General features: G+C 72.8%; 14 protein-coding genes. 5 read left to right on the top strand and 9 right to left on the bottom strand.

From position 1 onward, the window contains the following. The 9 genes from ETD83_RS29930 to ETD83_RS29890 form a co-directional block, all read right to left on the bottom strand. Positions 1-514 (bottom strand): M20/M25/M40 family metallo-hydrolase (locus tag ETD83_RS29930; RefSeq protein WP_138648561.1); only part of this gene is annotated, 514 nt, incomplete at its 3' end. Beyond that, the gene (locus tag ETD83_RS29925; protein WP_138648560.1) at positions 507-1,733 is read right to left on the bottom strand and encodes a M20 family metallopeptidase; all 1,227 of its coding nucleotides are present in this window, start codon (positions 1,731-1,733) and stop codon (positions 507-509) included. The genes ETD83_RS29925 and ETD83_RS29930, both read right to left, overlap by 8 nt. Positions 1,734-1,846: 113 nt before the next feature. Next, complete coding sequence (locus tag ETD83_RS29920; protein ID WP_138648559.1) at positions 1,847-2,995, bottom strand: GDSL-type esterase/lipase family protein; 1,149 nt, start codon at positions 2,993-2,995, stop codon at positions 1,847-1,849. A gap of 3 nt (positions 2,996-2,998) precedes the next feature. Further along, positions 2,999-4,225 carry a CaiB/BaiF CoA transferase family protein gene (locus tag ETD83_RS29915; protein ID WP_171064509.1) on the bottom strand — a complete coding sequence of 409 codons (1,227 nt, stop codon included), beginning with the start codon at positions 4,223-4,225 and terminating at the stop codon, positions 2,999-3,001. Beyond that, positions 4,222-5,862, bottom strand: a complete 1,641-nt coding sequence (locus ETD83_RS29910; protein ID WP_138648557.1) for a urocanate hydratase — start codon at positions 5,860-5,862, stop codon at positions 4,222-4,224. Before ETD83_RS29910 ends, ETD83_RS29915 begins: the two co-directional genes overlap by 4 nt. Positions 5,863-5,902: 40 nt before the next feature. Next, positions 5,903-6,496, bottom strand: a complete 594-nt coding sequence (locus ETD83_RS29905; protein ID WP_138648556.1) for a PadR family transcriptional regulator — start codon at positions 6,494-6,496, stop codon at positions 5,903-5,905. 74 nt (positions 6,497-6,570) lie between these two features. After that, positions 6,571-8,220, bottom strand: coding sequence for a thiamine pyrophosphate-binding protein (locus ETD83_RS29900; protein ID WP_138648555.1), 1,650 nt, complete (start codon positions 8,218-8,220; stop codon positions 6,571-6,573). Beyond that, entirely contained in the window at positions 8,217-9,695 is a 1,479-nt protein-coding gene (locus ETD83_RS29895) for an aldehyde dehydrogenase family protein (RefSeq protein ID WP_138648554.1), read from the bottom strand. Before ETD83_RS29895 ends, ETD83_RS29900 begins: the two co-directional genes overlap by 4 nt. A gap of 159 nt (positions 9,696-9,854) precedes the next feature. Further along, positions 9,855-11,129 (bottom strand): PucR family transcriptional regulator, encoded by a 1,275-nt coding sequence (locus tag ETD83_RS29890; RefSeq protein ID WP_138648553.1) that lies wholly within the window; start codon positions 11,127-11,129, stop codon positions 9,855-9,857. Positions 11,130-11,373: 244 nt separating this feature from the next. Between ETD83_RS29890 and ETD83_RS29885 the strand changes: the two genes are divergently transcribed. The 5 genes from ETD83_RS29885 to ETD83_RS29865 form a co-directional block, all read left to right on the top strand. Continuing rightward, positions 11,374-12,273: an ABC transporter permease gene (locus ETD83_RS29885; RefSeq protein ID WP_138648552.1), complete on the top strand. Its 900-nt coding sequence runs from the start codon at positions 11,374-11,376 to the stop codon at positions 12,271-12,273. After that, positions 12,270-13,163: an ABC transporter permease gene (locus ETD83_RS29880; protein WP_171064508.1), complete on the top strand. Its 894-nt coding sequence runs from the start codon at positions 12,270-12,272 to the stop codon at positions 13,161-13,163. Before ETD83_RS29885 ends, ETD83_RS29880 begins: the two co-directional genes overlap by 4 nt. Beyond that, complete coding sequence (locus ETD83_RS29875; protein ID WP_138648550.1) at positions 13,160-14,329, top strand: ABC transporter ATP-binding protein; 1,170 nt, start codon at positions 13,160-13,162, stop codon at positions 14,327-14,329. The genes ETD83_RS29880 and ETD83_RS29875 overlap by 4 nt, the downstream gene beginning before the upstream one ends. Before the next feature lie 74 nt (positions 14,330-14,403). After that, complete coding sequence (locus ETD83_RS29870; RefSeq protein WP_171064507.1) at positions 14,404-15,192, top strand: enoyl-CoA hydratase/isomerase family protein; 789 nt, start codon at positions 14,404-14,406, stop codon at positions 15,190-15,192. Further along, a partial coding sequence (locus ETD83_RS29865) for a CoA-binding protein (RefSeq protein WP_171064506.1) occupies positions 15,189-16,574 on the top strand: 1,386 nt, incomplete at its 3' end. The genes ETD83_RS29870 and ETD83_RS29865, both read left to right, overlap by 4 nt.

Raw genomic sequence — 16,574 nt, 5'->3', positions numbered from 1 at the left:
CCTCCCCGACCGCCGCCCCGCACCCCTCGAACAGGTCCGGGTGCTCGGCCACCAGGTGCCCCGCGCCGAGCTTTCCGCCGGTCTCCTCGTCCGCGAGGAACGCCAGGACGAGGTCGCGGCGCGGGCGGCGGCCCTCGGCGAGCGCGCCGCCGACCGCGGCGAGGGTCATCGCGACCGCGTTCTTCATGTCGACGGCGCCGCGGCCCCAGACGCACCCGTCCGCGATGTCGCCGCTGAGCGGGTGCCGCGACCAGGCTGCGGCGTCCGCCGGGACGGTGTCCAGGTGGCCCTGGACGAGCAGCCCCGGCTCGCCGGAAGAGGTCCCCCCGACCCTCGCGACGACGTTCGAACGTCCCGGCTCCGCCTCGATGACCTGCGGTTCCAGACCCATCCCGGACAGCAGCGCGGCGACGTACTCGGCCGCCTTGCGTTCGGTTCCGCCGGGGTTGGTCGTGTCGAACCTGATCAGGTCCGAGCAGATCTCCTCGACCGGAGCGACCGCGACGTCAGGCATCGGCGCCGCCCAGGGTGAGGGCCGCGACCGCGTACGTCCGGACGGCGGCGAGGTACTCCTCGACCGCGACCCACTCGTCGTCCCAGTAGCAGTCCATCGAGCCGGGGCCGTAGGTGACCGCCTTGATGCCCGACTCCCAGAAGATCGGTGTGTCCGGCCACGCGGGATGCACGTCGTGCGCGGCGGCCTCGCCGGTGCTGTGGCGGTGCGCGGCGGCGACGTCCGCGAGGAGGCGTTCGCCGGACGGCACCCGCAGCGAGCTGCGCGGGTTCTTCAGGCAGGTCGCCTCCAGCTCGACGTCCACCGGGAATTCGGCGAGGCGGTCGACGGCGCGTTTCACGGCCGCGCGGACGTCCCGCAGCACGTCGTCCTGCGTCTGCGTGGCCGGGAACCGGAAGTCGAACGTGATCTGGCAGCGTTCCGGGACGAGGTTGTGCGCCACCCCGCCGGAGATCTGCGCCACGTTGCAGATCTTGACGTCGTCGAGCACCTCCCCGGACGCGCGCGTGATCGGCATCGCGAGCACTTCGCGGATGATCTCCGCGGCACGCGCGACGGCGTTGACGCCGATGTCGAGCGCGGTCGTGTGCGAGGCCCGGCCGCGCACGGTCACGGTGACGTAGGCGATGCCGCGCTGGCCGGTGAGGACGCGCAGGCCGCTGGGCTCGCAGTTGATCGCGTACGCGCCGCGCAGGCCGTCGCGCAGCGCCTGCCGGGTGCCCTCGCCGCCCTCGAAGTGGTTCGGGACGGCGAGCACGACGACATCGCGCGGCAGCGGTACGCCGGACCGCGCCAGCAGCGCCGTCGCCATCGTCATCGCGGCCGTCCCGGCCTTCATGTCCGCGACGCCGACGCCGTAGACGCGGCCGTTCTCGATCTCGCCGCCGAACGGGTCGCGCTGCCACGACTGCGACGGCGGGTACACCTCCATGTGGCCGTTGAAGATGAGCGCCTCGCCCGGGTCGCGCGAGCCGGACGCGCGGGCCAGGACGTTCGGCATCCCGTCCGTCCCCGAGTGGGGCAGCTCGACCGCGAGGCCGGCGTCCCCGAGCGGCGCCGCGAGATGCTCGGCCGCGGCCGTCAGCGACGGGCCGTCGCCCCACACGCTCGGGATGCGGAGGAAGTCGCGGAGGAAGTCGATGAGCTCCGGCTCGTGCTGATCGATGAGGCCGAGCACCCGGGCCGTGTGGTCTTCCGTCGAGGTGGAAACGGTCGTCATCGTGGTCGCCCTTCGGTCGTCATCACGGTCTCGCTCCGGTCGTCATCACGGTTTCCTCCCTTAGTCATCACGCGATCCCTCCGGGCGTCATCATGCGCTCCCTCCGGGCGTCATCACGCGCTCCCTCCGGGCGGGGAGCCGCCCAGTTCCGGCCAGAGACCGGACGGGCCGAACACTCGCGTGTGGAACCGTTCGCCGATGCGGCGGTATCCGTCCGCGTTCGGGTGGAGGCCATCGTAGAGGTCGCCGGCGTCGTCGGGGCCGAACAGGGTCCGGCCGTCGAGGTGGCGGAGGTGCGGGTCGCGTTCGGCGCGCGTCTCGACGATGTCCTCGATCAGCGTCCGGATGCGGGTGAGGGTCAGGCCGGTGGCGGGGTCCCCGGTGGCGTGGTAGCGGCCGGTCTCGTCCTGGACGGTCGGCCCGGCGCGGTCCTCGGCGGTGGGGCAGATGATCGGCGACACCACGAGCAGCGGGGTCCGCGGATGGCCGTCGCGGACCGTGTCGAGGAAGCCGTGCAGCGCCGGGACGAACGTCCGCTCCTTGAGGGAGTCGAGGTTCTGCACGTTGATGCCGATTTTGAGCGTGACGACGTCGGCGGGCATGTCCCGGATCGTGCGTGCGGCGAACGGGTCGAGATGGCAGTTCCCGGCGAACGCCAGCGACGTCAGGTCGAGCCCCGCCTGCCGCGCCACCCAGGTCGGCCAGGCGTTGGTCGGGCTCCCGGCCTCCGCGCAGTGGCTGATCGAGCTGCCGTGGTGCACCCAGCGGCGGCCGGGGAGCTTGCCGGGCGCGACGATGCCGTCCGCGCGCAGCTCCCGCAGTTCGACGATCGCGGCCTGGGGCAGCCAGATCTCGACGTCCTTCCAGGACGTGCCGAGCCCCTCGAACCGGATCGTCTCCGGCTTGCCCCGCTCCGTCTCGACCACCCGACCGGCGCGGACGACGCAGACGTCGCCGCCGCGCACCTCCTCGGAGATCACCCGGGACCAGCTCGCGACCGCGTCGAACGCGACGGGGAAGAGCGGGAAGTAGGCGTTGCGGAACCGGGTGACGAAGACGTCCAGCTCGACGGTGTCCGCCTCGGTGCGGAACACGAGCCGCACCCCGGCGGGCCTCGGCACCATCAGCCGCAGGTACGGGTCGGTGATCTGCGGACGGGTCCAGGCGGGCAGCCGCCGGGGGATCAGGCCGGTGGGCGTGCGCTCCACGTCGAGCGCGCCCGCGATGGTGACGGGTCCGTTCACGAGGTCGATCGTCAGCACGTGCTACTCCCTCCGAGCAGGATGGGAACCGGGACGGGGACGGGGCGGAGCAGGGCTGGGCGCGCGGCGCGGCTCTTCGGTGAGCCAGCCCGCCAGGAGATGGTCGTGCTCGCCCGGCGCCGGTGCCGGGCGGAACTCCTCGACGCCGCCCGCCGTGCGGACGGCGCCCGCGAGGGTGCGGAAGCCGTCCGGCTCGTCCCGCACCAGGCCGCGGGCCAGCGTGTGCGGATGGGACAGCGCCTCCCGGACGTCGAGGACGGGGCCGCACGGCACCCCGGCCGCTCCCAGCCGGTCGAGGACGTCCGTGCAGGTCAGGTCCGCGAGGGCGGCCTCGATCTCCGCCTGCAGTTCGGCGCGGTGGTGCCCGCGGTCGGCGTCGGTCGCGTAGCGGGCGTCGGTGAGCCAGCCGGGGCGGTCCAGGACGTCCGCGAGCCGGGCGAACAGCGCGTCGCTCGCCACCGCGATGGCGACGGGGCCGTCCTTCGCCTCGAACGTTCCATAGGGCGCGCTGATCGCGTGGTGGCCGCCGGTCGGGTGCATGTCCTCGTCCGTGTGGAGCGCCCGCATCGCCACCGATTCCAGGACCGACACGAGGCCGTCGAACATCGACACGTCGATGTGCTGGCCGCGTCCGGTGCGTTCCCGCTGGTAGAGGGCCGACAGCACCGCCACCGCCCCGTACAGCGCGGGCACGACGTCGCCGATGCTGATGCCGACGCGCACGCCGGGGCCGCCGTCCGGGCCCGTCACCGACATCAGCCCGGACATCGCCTGCACGATCAGGTCGTAGGCGGGGCGGTCGGCGAGCGGCCCGGTCTGGCCGAAGCCGCTGATGCTGACCGCGACGAGAGCCGGGTTGAGGCGCAGCAGCTCGTCGGGCGGGAAGCCCAGGCGGCCGATGACGCCGGGACGGAAGTTCTCGATCAGGACGTCCGAGCGGGCGACGAGCCGGGCGAACCGGTCGCGGTCGCCGGGGTCCTTCAGGTCGAGGGTGATGCCGAGTTTGTTGCGGTTGAGGAGGCGGTGGAAGGTGCTGGCGCCGTCCACGAACGGGCCGAACCGGCGCCCGTCGTCGCCCGCCGGTGACTCGATCTTGATGACCTCAGCGCCCAGGTCGGCGAGGATGCGGGCGCACAACGGGCCGGACAGGACGCGGCTCAGGTCCAGGACGCGAACGCCCTCCAGCGCCGCCGGCTCCCGACGAGCCGCCGCGGACGGCGCCCCGCTCATCCGAACCATCGCAGGCCGCTCGCGCGGACGGCGTCGGCCGCCGACTCGTACCCGGCGTCCGCGTAGCGCATGATGCCGATGCCGGTGTCGGCGGTGAGCGCGGCGGTGATCCGCTCGTCCGCCGCGGCGGTGCCGTCCGCGACGAGCGTGACCCCGGCGCTCTGCATGTAGCCCGCGTAGCCGCCGCCTCCGGCGTGGATCGCGACGAGGTCGGCGCCCGAACCGGCCGTGAGCAGCGCGTTCAGCAGCGGCCAGTCGGACACGGCGTCGGAGCCGTCCGGCATGTTCTCCGTCTCGCGGAGCGGCTGCGAGACGCCGCCCGCGTCCAGGTGGTCGCGGGTGAACGCGACCGGGCCGCTCAGCTCGCCGCTGCGCACCGCCTCGTTGACCAGCAGCGCGAGCTTGGCCCGTTCGCCGTGCGCGAGCCACGAGATCCGGGACGGCAGCCCGGCCTGCCGCACCCACTTCCGCGCGGTCGGGATCCACCGCTGGACGAGCGCGTTCCCGGGGAACTCCCGCACCACCATCGTGTCGATGAGGTCGATGTCGGCCTGCTCGCCGGACGTCGCCACCCACCGGAACGGGCCGAGCCCTCGGCAGAACAGCGGCCGGATGTACCGCTCGATGAAGATCGGGATGCGGAAGGCGTCGACGCCGTTCTCCGCCGCCTGCGCCCGCAGGTTGTTGCCGTACTCGAACACGACGGCGCCCGCGTCCTGCCAGGCGAGCATGCACTCCACGTGCGTCGCGATGGACGCGCGGGCGCGGCGGGTCAGCTCGTCCGGGTCGCTCTCGCGCAGGCCGGCGGCCTCGGCGGGCGTCATGCCGGACGGCACGTACCCGTACATCAGGTCGTGCGCCGCCGTCTGGTCGGTGACGACGTCGGGGACGAGCCCGCGTTCGCGCAGCTCGGGGAGGACGTCGGCGGCGTTGCCGAGCAGCCCGATGGACGCGGCCGTCCGGGCGGCCACCGCCTCCCGCGCCCACGCGACCGCCTCGTCGATCGACTCGGTGGCGCGTTCCAGGTAGCCGCTGTCGATCCGCTTCTGGATCCGTTCGGGGTCGACCTCGACGCAGAGGGCGACGCCGTCCGCCATGACGGTCGCCAGCGGTTGCGCGCCGCCCATGCCGCCGAGCCCGGCGGTCACGATGAGCCGTCCGGCGAGGTCGCCGCCGAAATGCTCGTCGGCGACGGCGGTGAGCGTCTGGTAGGTCCCCTGGACGATGCCCTGCGACCCGATGTACTGCCAGTCGCCCGCCGTGTACCCGCCCCAGGCGATCAGGCCGCGCCGCTCCAGCGCGTAGAAGTGCTCGCTGGTCGCCCAGCGGCCGACCAGGTTGCTGTTGGCCATCACGACCAGCGGCGCCCGCGTTCCGGTGGGGAACACCCCGATCGGCTTGCCGGACTGGACGACGAGCGTCTCGTGCTCCTCCAGCGTCAGCAGCGCCTCGGTCATGAGCTTGAGGGCGGCGTGGTCGCGGGCGGCCTTCGCCAGGCCCGCGTACACGATGAGGTCGTCCGGCCGTTCCGCGTGCGAGAGCGTGTTCTCCAGCATCCGCAGGAGCGTCTCCTGGCGCGGGCCTCGGCAGCGCAGCCCTCGCCCCTGTCCTCGGCCGGCGATGTCGGCGATCACCATCTGTGTCCCCTTCTCGCCCGCCTCGGGCGCGGTGGAGTTGTCAGTCCGGGTGGCGCCCCGCGTGGCCACCCGGCAGCGGAAGCCCCGTGCGGCCGAGCGCGCCGCGCACGCCCGACTCGCGGACGTCGTGCCAGAACGACAGGCACGCCTCTTCGATGCGGACGCCGAGGACGAGCGGTGCCACCCGCTTCTCCAGGTCGGGGACGTCGACCAGGCGTTCCAGCATCTTCTGGAACTCCTCCAGCCGGCCCTGGTGGTAGCGGACCTGCGCCTCGGCGAGCCGCTCCGCCGTCCCCTCGTCGCCGAGCTCGCTGAAGAACAGCTTCAGCTCGGCCTCGTTGCGGACCTGGAAGACCTCGGTGTCGGGGTCCCGGAGCCACTCGCGCAGGGCCTCGCGGCCCGCCGGTGTCAGCGAGTACGTCCGGCGGCGGCGCCCCTCGGTCTCGGCGGACTCCTCCAGCAGCCCGGCGTCCGCCAGCCGGCGCGGCTCCACGTAGAGCTGGCTGTGCGGGAACGGCCAGAAGTAGCCGACCGACCGCTCGACGGCCCGCTTGAGCTGGTACGACGAGCTGGGCCCGCGCAGGCCGATCAGCCCCAGCACGAGGTAGGAGCTGGACGAGAGGTTGATCGCCATGTTGTGAACTGTACCATCCATTCTGGACGGTCATAAGGCACGCTCCTCCCTCCATCGGACCTACGGGACCCGGGTCAGCCCAGCAGCTGCTGGCGTCCGGCGCGGCGCTTCATCGGGGCCAGCGCGGTCAGGTCGATCTCGATCAGATACGGCCCGGTCCCGGGCTCGACCGAGCGGGCGAACGCGCGGTCGAAGGCGGCGGCGTCCGCGACCTTCTCGCCGGGCACGCCCATCGCGGCGGCGAGCGCCACGAAGTCGGGAGTGTGCAGGTCGACGTCGTTGCGGGCGCCATCGAACGTGGCGTGCTGGACGCCGCGCAGCACGCCGTAGCCACGGTCGTTGAACACGCAGACCGTGACGGGCGCGTCCGCCTGGGCGAGCGTGGACAGCTCGCCGATCGACAGCATGATGCCGCCGTCGCCGTGGATGACGACGGTCCGCTCCCCGCTGCCGAGCGCGGCGCCGATCGCCAGCGGCAGCCCGGGGCCGATCGCGGCGGACGCCGGGTGCAGCGACGTGCGCGGCTCCAGGACCGGCAGCAGCCGGTCGCCCCACGCGTACGCCGGGACGGTCGAGTCCCGGACGATCACGCCCGCCCTCGGCAGCGACCGGCGGATCGCCGCCACGATCGCGCGATGGTCCGGGCCGAGGGATTCGAGGGAGTTCTCGCGCGCTTCGGCGGCCGCCTTCCGGGCGGTCGCGGTCCATTCCTCGGTGGCGGCCGTCATGGCCACGTGCTCGTCGAGCGCGCGCAGCGTTTCGCGGGCGTCGCCGTGCAGCGCGACGGCGGGCGGGTAGGTGCGGCCGAACACGCTCGTGTCGGCGTCGGCGTGGATCAGCGCGTCGGTGAGCCGGAGCCGCCACGCGTCGGTCGTGTACATCTGGAAGCGGGCGCCCACGGCGAGGACGACGTCGGCGTCCTCGACCACCTCGCGCAGCGGCGGCGTGGTGGCGAGGGGGCCGAGGCACAGCGGGTGGTCCTCGGGGAGCGCGCCGCGTCCCTGCACCGAGGTGACGACGGGGATCTCCAGGCGCTCGACCAGGCGGCGCAGCTCGGGCCAGGCGCCCGCGCTGAGCACGCCGCCGCCCGCCCAGATCAGCGGACGGCGGGCGTCCGCCAGCAGGCCCGCCGCCGCGCGCACCCGGTCGCCGGGGGGCGCGGCCCGGGGGAGCGGCGCGGGCTCGGGGACCCGCGGCGACGCCGGGACCAGCGCGTACTGCAGGTCGACCGGGATCTCCACGGCCGTCGGACGCGGCCATCCCCGGCCCGTCTCACGTCCCGCCGCCACGACGGTCTCGGCGATGTCCTCGGCGCGGCGCACCGACCACGCCTCGCGGGTCAGCGTGCGCAGCATCGTGAGCTGCTGCTCCGCCTCGTGCAGGTAGCCCTTGGAGCGTCCCAGGAACCGGCTCTCCACCTGACCCGTGATCAGCAGGACGCGGGAGCCCGCGAACTGCGCCTCGAACAGGCCGCCCATCGTGTTGGCCGTACCGGGGCCCGTCGAGGCGAGGGCCACGCCGAGGCGTCCGGTGACGCGGGCGTAGCCGTCCGCCGCGTGCACCGCCGCCTGCTCGTGCCGGACGTTCACGACCGTGATCCCGCCGTGCCGCCGGACCGCGTCCAGGATCGGCAGGTTGTGCACGCTCGCCACGCCGAACAGCGTCTCCACGCCGAGCGCCCGCAGCGCCTCGACGACCAGGTCACCGCCGGTGCGAGCGGTCATCGCGCCCGCGCCCCGTTCGTCGCGCCCGCCCCGCGCGCGGTGTGGCGCTGGATCGCCTTCAGCTCCGTGAACTGGGTGATGCCGTACGCGCCCAGCTCCCGCCCGTACCCGGACTGCTTGTAGCCGCCGAACGGCGCGAGCCCGTTGAACGGCGCGCCGTTGATCTCGATGCTGCCCGCCTCCATCCGCTCGGCGAACCGCAGCGCGTGCTCCTCGTCCGCCGACCAGACCGCGCCCGCCAGCCCGTACTGGGTGCCGTTGGCGATCGACACGGCCTCGTCCTCGTCCACGTACGGGATCACCGCGAGGACCGGGCCGAACACCTCCTGCTGGGCGAGCGCGATGCGCGGGTCGTTGACCGTGAACGCGGTGGGGCTGGTGAAGTAGCCGTCGCGCGGCAGCTCCGCGTCGGGGTAGGACCAGATCGTCCGGGCGCCGTCGACGAGGGCGCGCTCGGTGGCCTCGGTCACCCGGTGCTTCTGGTTCCAGCTCGCCAGCGGGCCGATGTCGGCGTCCGGGTCGCCGGACGGGCCGACCCGGTAGCCCGCCATCGCCGCCGCGACCAGCCGCTCCGCCTCCGGCAGCGCCTGGAACGGGACGAGCAGCCGGGTCAGCGCGGTGCACGTCTGCCCGGTGTTGATCAGGACGGTCCGCACCACCCGCTCGACGGCCGCCTCCAGGTCGCCGTCCGGCAGCACGACCGCGGCCGACTTGCCGCCGAGCTCCAGCGTCACCCGCTTGATCGACGCGGCGGCGACCTCCGCGACGCGGCGGCCCGCGCGGGTCGAGCCGGTCAGCGACACCATCGCGGTGCCGGGGTGGCGGGCCAGGTACTCGCCGACGTGCAGCCCGTTGCCGAACAGCAGGTTGAACGAACCGGGCGGGGCGTCCGCCGCGTCGAACGCCTCCGCCAGGACGAACGCGTCCAGCGGCGCCACCTCGCTCGGCTTCAGCACGACGGGGCAGCCGGCGGCGAGCGCCGGGCCGATCTTCGCGGCGGTCTGCAGCATGGGGAAGTTCCACGGGGTCATCGCGGCGACGACGCCGACCGGCTCGCGCAGCACGGTCGAGCCGCCGGACGGCGCCGGGCCGTCGAGCGGCGCGGCGAAGTCCACGTCGGCGACCGCCCGCGCCGTGTTCCGGAACGTTCCGACGGCGGTGCGGACCTGGTAGTTCGCGCAGTGCTTGCGCGGCATGCCCATCTCGCTGGAGATCAGCGCCGCGATCTCGTCCAGCCGGGACTCCAGCTGGTCCGCGACGCGCTCCAGCAGCGCCGCGCGCTCGGCGGGCTCCATGGCGCGCAGGACGGGACGGGCCCGGCGGGCGGCCTCGACGGCCCGGTCCATGTCCTCGGTCGCCGACTCGCGGACCGTGGCGACGCACTGCCCGGTCGAGGGGTCGATGACGGCGATCACGTCCTCGCCGTTGTTCTCGACCCACTTCCCGTCGATGTATGTGTCCGCACGATGGTCCATGTCGCTCCGCTCACCCCGGTCTTCAAGCGATCGGATCGAAGCCTAGAATCATCCGCTCGGAATGGGTTGGGGGCAGGTCACCAAAGAAATCCGGCGGTCATTATGTGTTCGGCACAGGCGGGCCGGTTTTCCGGGGAACAAGGGGTCGGTCGAACAGGGTCAGGCGAACAAGCGTGCGCGGAGATCGGTCCGGGCCTCTTCGCGGTCGCGGCGCATCTGGATCGCGTCGTAGGCCATCAGCGCGACATTGAGATCGCCGATGTCGGTGATGCGGCGCATATCCCGTCCGGTCAGCGTGGCGATCTGCCGCAATCGGTAGGCCACCGTGTTCGGATGGACGAGGAGTTCCTCCGCCGTCCGCTGCAGCGCCATGTCGCAGGCGATGTAGACGCGGAGCGTGTCGAGCAGGTGCGGCTTCTCGACGAGCTGCCCGATGCGGGTCTCGATCAGCCGGTTCGACACCCACCGGTTGTGCGCGAGCAGCACCTCGAGGATCACGTCCGTGCACTGGGTGACCTGTCCGCGCTGGTCGCGGTAGATGCTGATCTCCAGCGCGGACAGCGCCTGCCGGCAGCTGTGCCCGGCGGCCGACAGCGACTTGGCCGGCTCGCCCGCCGACACGAACAGCGACCGGCCCGGCTCGCCGTCCAGCATCTCGGTCAGCAGCGGGACCAGCCCGGGGCCCGGCCGGTCGAGCGGGACCAGCGCGAGCAGCACGCCGCGCCGCTCCCGCAGGAGGATCTCGCGGCGCGGGTCGTGGCGCCACAGCGCCTCCAGGACGCGGCGGCGGACGCGCGCCCACTGCTGCGCGGTCGGCACCGGGTCGTGGTAGGCCGCGACGGCGCGGAACGGCTGGTGCGGGTTGATGTTCAGCATCCTGGCCTGGTCGTTCACCGTGCTCGCGTCGACGGCGGGCCCGGCGATCAGGCAGCTCAGCAGGTCCGTGCTCACCCGGGCCTGCCAGCCGGCCAGCTCGTTGTAGGTGCTGGTGAACGACTCCAGCTCGCGGGTGCAGAGCACGTCGAACAGCTCGGCGAGGCGGCCGAGGACGGCGCGGATGTCGTCCAGGCCGATGCCTTCGGCGCCCGTGCCCGCGTGCGCCAGGACGTGGTCGGTCACGACCCGTTCCAGCAGCCGCAGCCACTCGACCGCCTCCACGACGGACCGGCCCTGCAGCGCGACGCGCGAGCCCCGCCCGGACGGCAGCTCACCGATCGGCCCGTCCCCGGCGAGGCCCGACGAGCACACGCCGATGGCGCTGACCGCCATGTCGAACGCCTCGACGGGCGCCTGGCGGTCGACGGTTCCGGACTCGGCCGCCGAGACGTACTGCCGGACGAACTCGTTCGCGAGCGCCGTGGACGCGGAATCGAGATTTCGGGCCACCACCGCCAGCGGCTCGGCGACGGCGGTGGGCGTGTCGGATGGTGCCATGTCACCCCCCAGCCCGGTGGCCAGGAGCGACCTCCATGACGCGCCTGACCCGGGTTGTGGAGATGTATCACGCTATTTCATCCCACGTCAACGGCCTGGTCCCCGCGGCGGGGACGTGCGGAGGGCGGTGAACTGTGCCGCCCACACAGGCCCGATCACCGACCTTTGTGACCCGGCCCTCATGACATATGGCGGGCCGTAACCGTTGACTGGTCGGCATGCGGCAACGGAGGGATGGTGAATCGTGACGGCGAGTACGTCCGCGACGAGGCTGCCACCGGCCGGTGACGTCCCCGGTGCGCCCCCGCCCAGGCGGCGGCGTCCACGGCGTCCGGACTTCGTCACGATGGCGCTCGGCCTGCCGGTCGCCTTCATGGCGATCGTGTACGCCTACCCGGTCGGCGCGATGCTGCTGAAGAGCTTCACCGAGCCGGAGCCCGGCTTCGGGAACTTCACCAAGGCGTTCACCGACGACGCCATCTGGGACGTCCTCGTGATAACCGTGCGGCTGTCCGCCGAGGTGGCCCTGCTGACCGTTCTGCTCGGCTTTCCGGTGGCGTATTTCCTGGCCCGCACGTCGAAACGCAAGGCGCGTTTCCTGGTGCTTCTCGTCGTCATTCCGTTCTGGACGAGCATCCTCGTGCGGTCGTTCTCCTGGATCGTCCTGCTCGGCGACAACGGGCTGGTGACCACCATTCTGGAACCGCTGACCGGCGACTCGCAGGGAATGCTGTACAGCGAGAGCGCCGTGATCATCGCGATGACGCACATTCTGCTTCCGTTCCCGATTCTCATCATCAAGGGGACGCTGGACCAGATCGACACCTCGCTGCCGCCCGCCGCGCGCTCGCTCGGCGCCGGACCGCTGCGCGCGTTCGCGCACGTGTACCTGCCGCTGGCGCTGCCGGCCATCGTCAGCAGCGGGATGCTCGTGTTCGTCATCGCGCTCGGCTTCTACGTCACGCCCGCGCTGGTCGGGGGGCCGAAGCAGAGCACGATCGCGGTGGTGATCGCGCAGGCCGTCCAGGTCAACTTCGACTGGGGGATGGCCGCGACGCTCGCGACGATGCTGCTGGTGGTCGCCACCGCGCTGACCATGATCGTGCGGCGGCTCACCAAGGTGAAGGGCATGGTGGCGCTGTGAGCACGGTCGAGCTGACCGCGGCGCGGGACGCAGCGGCCCGCCCCGCGCCGCCGCCCGGCAGCCGCCGCCGGGGCCGGCGGTCGCCCGCGACGCCCCTGGAAAAGGTGCTGCGCTGGGGCCTGCGGGCCGTGGTCACGCTGGTGCTGGGCTTCCTCGTGACGCCGATCGTGATCGTCGTCCTGGAGTCGTTCAACAGCGTCGACTACCTGTCGTTCCCGCTGGAGGGCTGGTCGCTGACGCACTACCGGCGGTTCTTCGCCGACTCGGCGTGGGTGGACGCGTCCCTGCTCAGCGCGAAGATCGCGCTGCTCGCCGCGCTGATCGCGACGGTCATCGGCACGGTCGCGGCCTGGGGCCTCGCGCGCAGCGAGGCGCGCGGGAAGGGCCTGGTCTTCGCGCTGCTGTACTCGCCGCTGCTGATCCCGATCATCGTGCTGGCGATGAGCTACTACTTCACGTTCGCCGACCTGAAGGTGATCGGGCACTGGCAGCTGATCTCCGTCGCGTACTCGGTGATGGGCATCCCGTACGTCCTCGTCGCGGTGTCGAACGCGCTGCAGCAGTTCGACCCCGAACTGGAGAACGCGGCCCGCACGCTCGGCGCCGGCATGACCCGGACCCTGCTGCGGATCACGCTGCCGTCGCTGACCTCGGCGATCTCGGCGGGCGCGCTGTTCGCCTTCGTGATCGCCTTCGACGAGGCGGTGATCATCCTCTTCGTGTCCGGCAGCGGCTCCGTCACGCTGCCGCGCAAGCTGTGGGACAGCGTCCGCTACGACCTCACGCCCACGCTCGCGGTCGCGGGCACGATCCTCATCGCCGTCTGCGTCGGGCTGTTCCTCCTCTCCGAGCTGATCAAGATCCTCCGTGAACGGCGGGAGCGCCGATGACCGAGCAAGCACGTGCCGCCTCCGGCGCACCGGTGACCGACGAGCGGCCCGCCGCGCCGGACGACGGCCGGGCCCCGTCCGCCGGCCAGGTCGTCTTCGACGGCGTCCACAAGTGGTTCGGGGACGCGCCCGCCGTCCACGACTTCAACCTCGCGATCGCGAAGGGCGAGTTCGTCACGCTGCTCGGACCGAGCGGCTCGGGCAAGACGACCAGCCTGCGCATCCTCGCGGGCCTCGAATCGGCCACCGCCGGAGAGGTCTACCTGGCCGGACGCGCCGTCACCGACGACGTGCCGGAGAAGCGCAACATCGGCCTGGTGTTCCAGAACTACGCGCTGTTCCCGCACATGACCGTCGCGCAGAACATCGCGTTCCCACTGCGGATGCGCCGGATGAAGAAGGCCGACGCGCAGCGCGAGATCGACCGGGTGCTGACGATGACGCAGCTCACCGAATTCAAGGACCGCTACCCGCGGCAGCTGTCCGGCGGCCAGCAGCAGCGCGTCGCGCTCGCCCGCGCGTTCGTGTTCGACCCGAGCGTCCTGCTGATGGACGAGCCGCTCGGCGCCCTCGACCGCAACCTGCGCGACCACATGCGCCTGGAGCTGAAGAACCTTCAGCGGCGCATCGGCGCGACCGTCCTGTACGTCACCCACGACCAGGACGAGGCGCTCGCGCTGTCCGACCGGATCGGCGTCATGCACCGGGGCGTCCTGCAGCAGACCGCGCCGCCGGACGAGCTGTACGAGGAGCCGGTCAACTCGTTCGTCGCGAAGTTCCTCGGCCAGTCGATCTGCCTGCCCGCCAGGCGGGTGGAGGAGGACGCCCGGCACACCGTCGTGGACGTCGAGGGCATGGCCGGGCGGATCCTGGTCGACAGGGCCAACGACGTCTCGGCGGACCCGTCCGGCGAGTTCATGATCCGTCCGGAGCGGGTCCGGATCGGCGCGGACAAGCCGGACGCCGCCGAACGCAACGCCGTGGCCTGCACCGTCGTCACGCACGTCTACCTCGGCCCCCAGATCGAGGTGCACCTGCGCACGGCGGACGGCGCCGAGCTGCAGGTGGTGGTGCCGTCCGAGGCGCGGGCCGACTACACCGAGGGCTCGTCGCACTGGCTGAGCTGGGGCGCGGGCGACTGCCGCTTCCTGGCCCACGTGACCTGACCACGCCACCGGAAACACGCCTCCCGCCACGACCTCTTTTCGGCATGCCCCCCGATTCGCACGGAAGGGACGCAATGGAACTCCCGGCACTCACGTGCTGCACCTGGCACATGGACGGCGACGTCGGTGTGCTCACGCTGAACCGGCCGGACCGGCTCAACGCGATCGCCAACACTGACATCGACGAGCTGGACCGCGTCATCATGCGGGCCGGGAAGGAGCCGTCCGTCCGGGCCATGGTGATCACCGGTGCGGGGCGCGGCTTCTGCTCCGGCGCGGACGTCAAGGAGTGGGCCGCGCACGCCGACGCGGACGAGGAGTCCTGGCCCGCGAAGATGCACCGCACGATCGCGCGGCTCTACTGGCTGCCGATCCCGGTGATCGCGGCGGTGAACGGCGTCGCGGCCGGGTCGGGGTTCGACATCGCGCTCACCGCCGACATGCGGTTCGGCTCGACGGCCGCCCGGTTCGGCCAGGTGTACGCGCAGCGCGGCATCTGCCCGGACGCGGGCGGCTCCTACCTGCTGCCCCGGATCGTCGGCGAGGCCCGCGCCGCCGAGCTGATCTACACCGGCCGGATCATCGACGCGGACGAGGCGCTGCGCATCGGCGTGCTGAGCGAGGTCGTCGAGCCGGAGCGGCTGATGGAACGCGCGCTGGAGCAGGCGCGGATCTTCGCCGCCGGGCCGACGGTCGCGATCGGCGAGGCGAAGCGGAACATCCGCGCGGGGCACACGCTGAGCATCGAGGAGGCGCTGCGGAACGAGCAGCGCGGCGCCCGGATCTGCGTCCCGACCGAGGACAAGGCCGAGGGCCTCGCCGCCGCGATCGAGAAGCGCCGTCCGGTCTTCGTGGGGCGATGATGACCGCCCGGCGGTTCGCGACGGAGGGGCACCGGCTCGACCGGCTGTTCCGTCCGGCCAGCGTCGCGGTCGTGGGCGCGTCCCCGAAGGGCGGGTACGGGCTGCGGACGCTGCGGAACATGAGCGGCGTCGGGTTCGCCGGACGCCTGTACGCTGTCCACCCGACCCGCACGGAGGTCGGCGGGGTCCGCGCCTACCCGTCGCTGAGCGACCTGCCCGAGGTGCCGGACGCGGTGGCTGCCGCGATCCCGGCGCCCGGCGTCACTGCGCTGGCGGCGGAGGCGGCCGGGCTCGGCGCGGGCGGCATGGTCGTGTTCGGCGCGGGGTTCGCCGAGCGGGACTCCGAGGGACGCCGCCGCCAGGACGATCTCGTCGCCGCCGCCGGTGACCGGCTGCCGCTGATCGGGCCGAACTGCCTGGGCGTCGCCAGCTACCGGGGCCGCGCCGCGCTCTGGGGCATCGAGATGCCGTACGTCCACGCGGACGCCGACGGGGTCGTGGCGCTGGCGGCGCAGAGCGGGAACATGGCGCTGACGACGATGCTGTCCGGGCGGCTGCCCGCCGTCGCCTACGGGGTGTCGGCCGGGAACCAGGCCGTCCTCGACCTGGCCGACTGCCTGGAATACTTCCTCACCGACCCGGACGTGAAGGTCGTCTGCCTGGTCATGGAGGGCCTGGCCGACGTCGCGAGGTTCCGCGCGCTGGCGGAGCGGGCCGCGTCGCTGGAGGTGCCGGTCGTCGTCCTGAAGATGGGCCGCTCGGCGGGCGGCGAGGCCGCGACGGTCGCGCACACCGGCACGCTCGCCGGACGGGACGCCTCCTACGACGCGCTGTTCCGGCAGACCGGCGTCCACCGCGTCCACGACCTGGACGAGCTGATCGCGCTCGCCACGCTGCTGGCCGCGCCGCGCAGGCCGCGCGGCGCCTCGATCGGCGCCTTCGCCAGCTCCGGCGGCGAATGCGGCCTGATCGCGGACCTCGCGGACGACGCCGGAGTCCGGTTCGCCGACCTGGACCCGGCCACCGAGACCGCGCTGGCCGCCGCGCTGCCCCCGTACATGGGGGTGCGCAACCCGCTCGACCTCGGCGCGAACGCCTGGGGCGACCAGGACGTGTACCGCGCCGCCGCCCGCGCGATGGGGGAGTGCCCGGACGTCGACGTCGTCGCGTTCCTGGGCGACGCGCCCGCCCACGCCGACCCGCTGGACGAGATCGGCTGGACGGAGATGCTCGGCGGCGCGGGCGAGGCCGCCGCGGGCCTGGACGTCCCCGTCGTGATGATGACGACCACGACCGACCTCACCCCCGGCCTGACCGACCTGGCCAGGCGGAACGGGGTCGTCCTCCTCGCCGGGACGCGCCCCGCCCTGCGCGCCGTCGCG

The organism is Actinomadura soli (genome assembly GCF_005889715.1).
GTDB classification, from domain to species: Bacteria; Actinomycetota; Actinomycetes; order Streptosporangiales; family Streptosporangiaceae; genus Spirillospora; species Spirillospora soli.
The sequence above is the reverse complement of the archived record's forward strand: the minus strand, read 5'-3'. Positions and strand labels throughout refer to the sequence as shown.

What these genes read in the sequence shown, in the direction of transcription:
- ETD83_RS29925 (WP_138648560.1), bottom strand. Translation starts at nt 1,733, where the DNA reads ATGACGACCGTTTCCACCTCGACGGAAGACCACACGGCCCGGGTGCTC.
- ETD83_RS29915 (WP_171064509.1), bottom strand. Translation starts at nt 4,225, where the DNA reads ATGAGCGGGGCGCCGTCCGCGGCGGCTCGTCGGGAGCCGGCGGCGCTG.
- ETD83_RS29910 (WP_138648557.1), bottom strand. Translation starts at nt 5,862, where the DNA reads ATGGTGATCGCCGACATCGCCGGCCGAGGACAGGGGCGAGGGCTGCGC.
- ETD83_RS29905 (WP_138648556.1), bottom strand. Translation starts at nt 6,496, where the DNA reads ATGGCGATCAACCTCTCGTCCAGCTCCTACCTCGTGCTGGGGCTGATC.
- ETD83_RS29900 (WP_138648555.1), bottom strand. Translation starts at nt 8,220, where the DNA reads ATGACCGCTCGCACCGGCGGTGACCTGGTCGTCGAGGCGCTGCGGGCG.
- ETD83_RS29895 (WP_138648554.1), bottom strand. Translation starts at nt 9,695, where the DNA reads ATGGACCATCGTGCGGACACATACATCGACGGGAAGTGGGTCGAGAAC.
- ETD83_RS29890 (WP_138648553.1), bottom strand. Translation starts at nt 11,129, where the DNA reads ATGGCACCATCCGACACGCCCACCGCCGTCGCCGAGCCGCTGGCGGTG.
- ETD83_RS29875 (WP_138648550.1), top strand. Translation starts at nt 13,160, where the DNA reads ATGACCGAGCAAGCACGTGCCGCCTCCGGCGCACCGGTGACCGACGAG.
- ETD83_RS29870 (WP_171064507.1), top strand. Translation starts at nt 14,404, where the DNA reads ATGGAACTCCCGGCACTCACGTGCTGCACCTGGCACATGGACGGCGAC.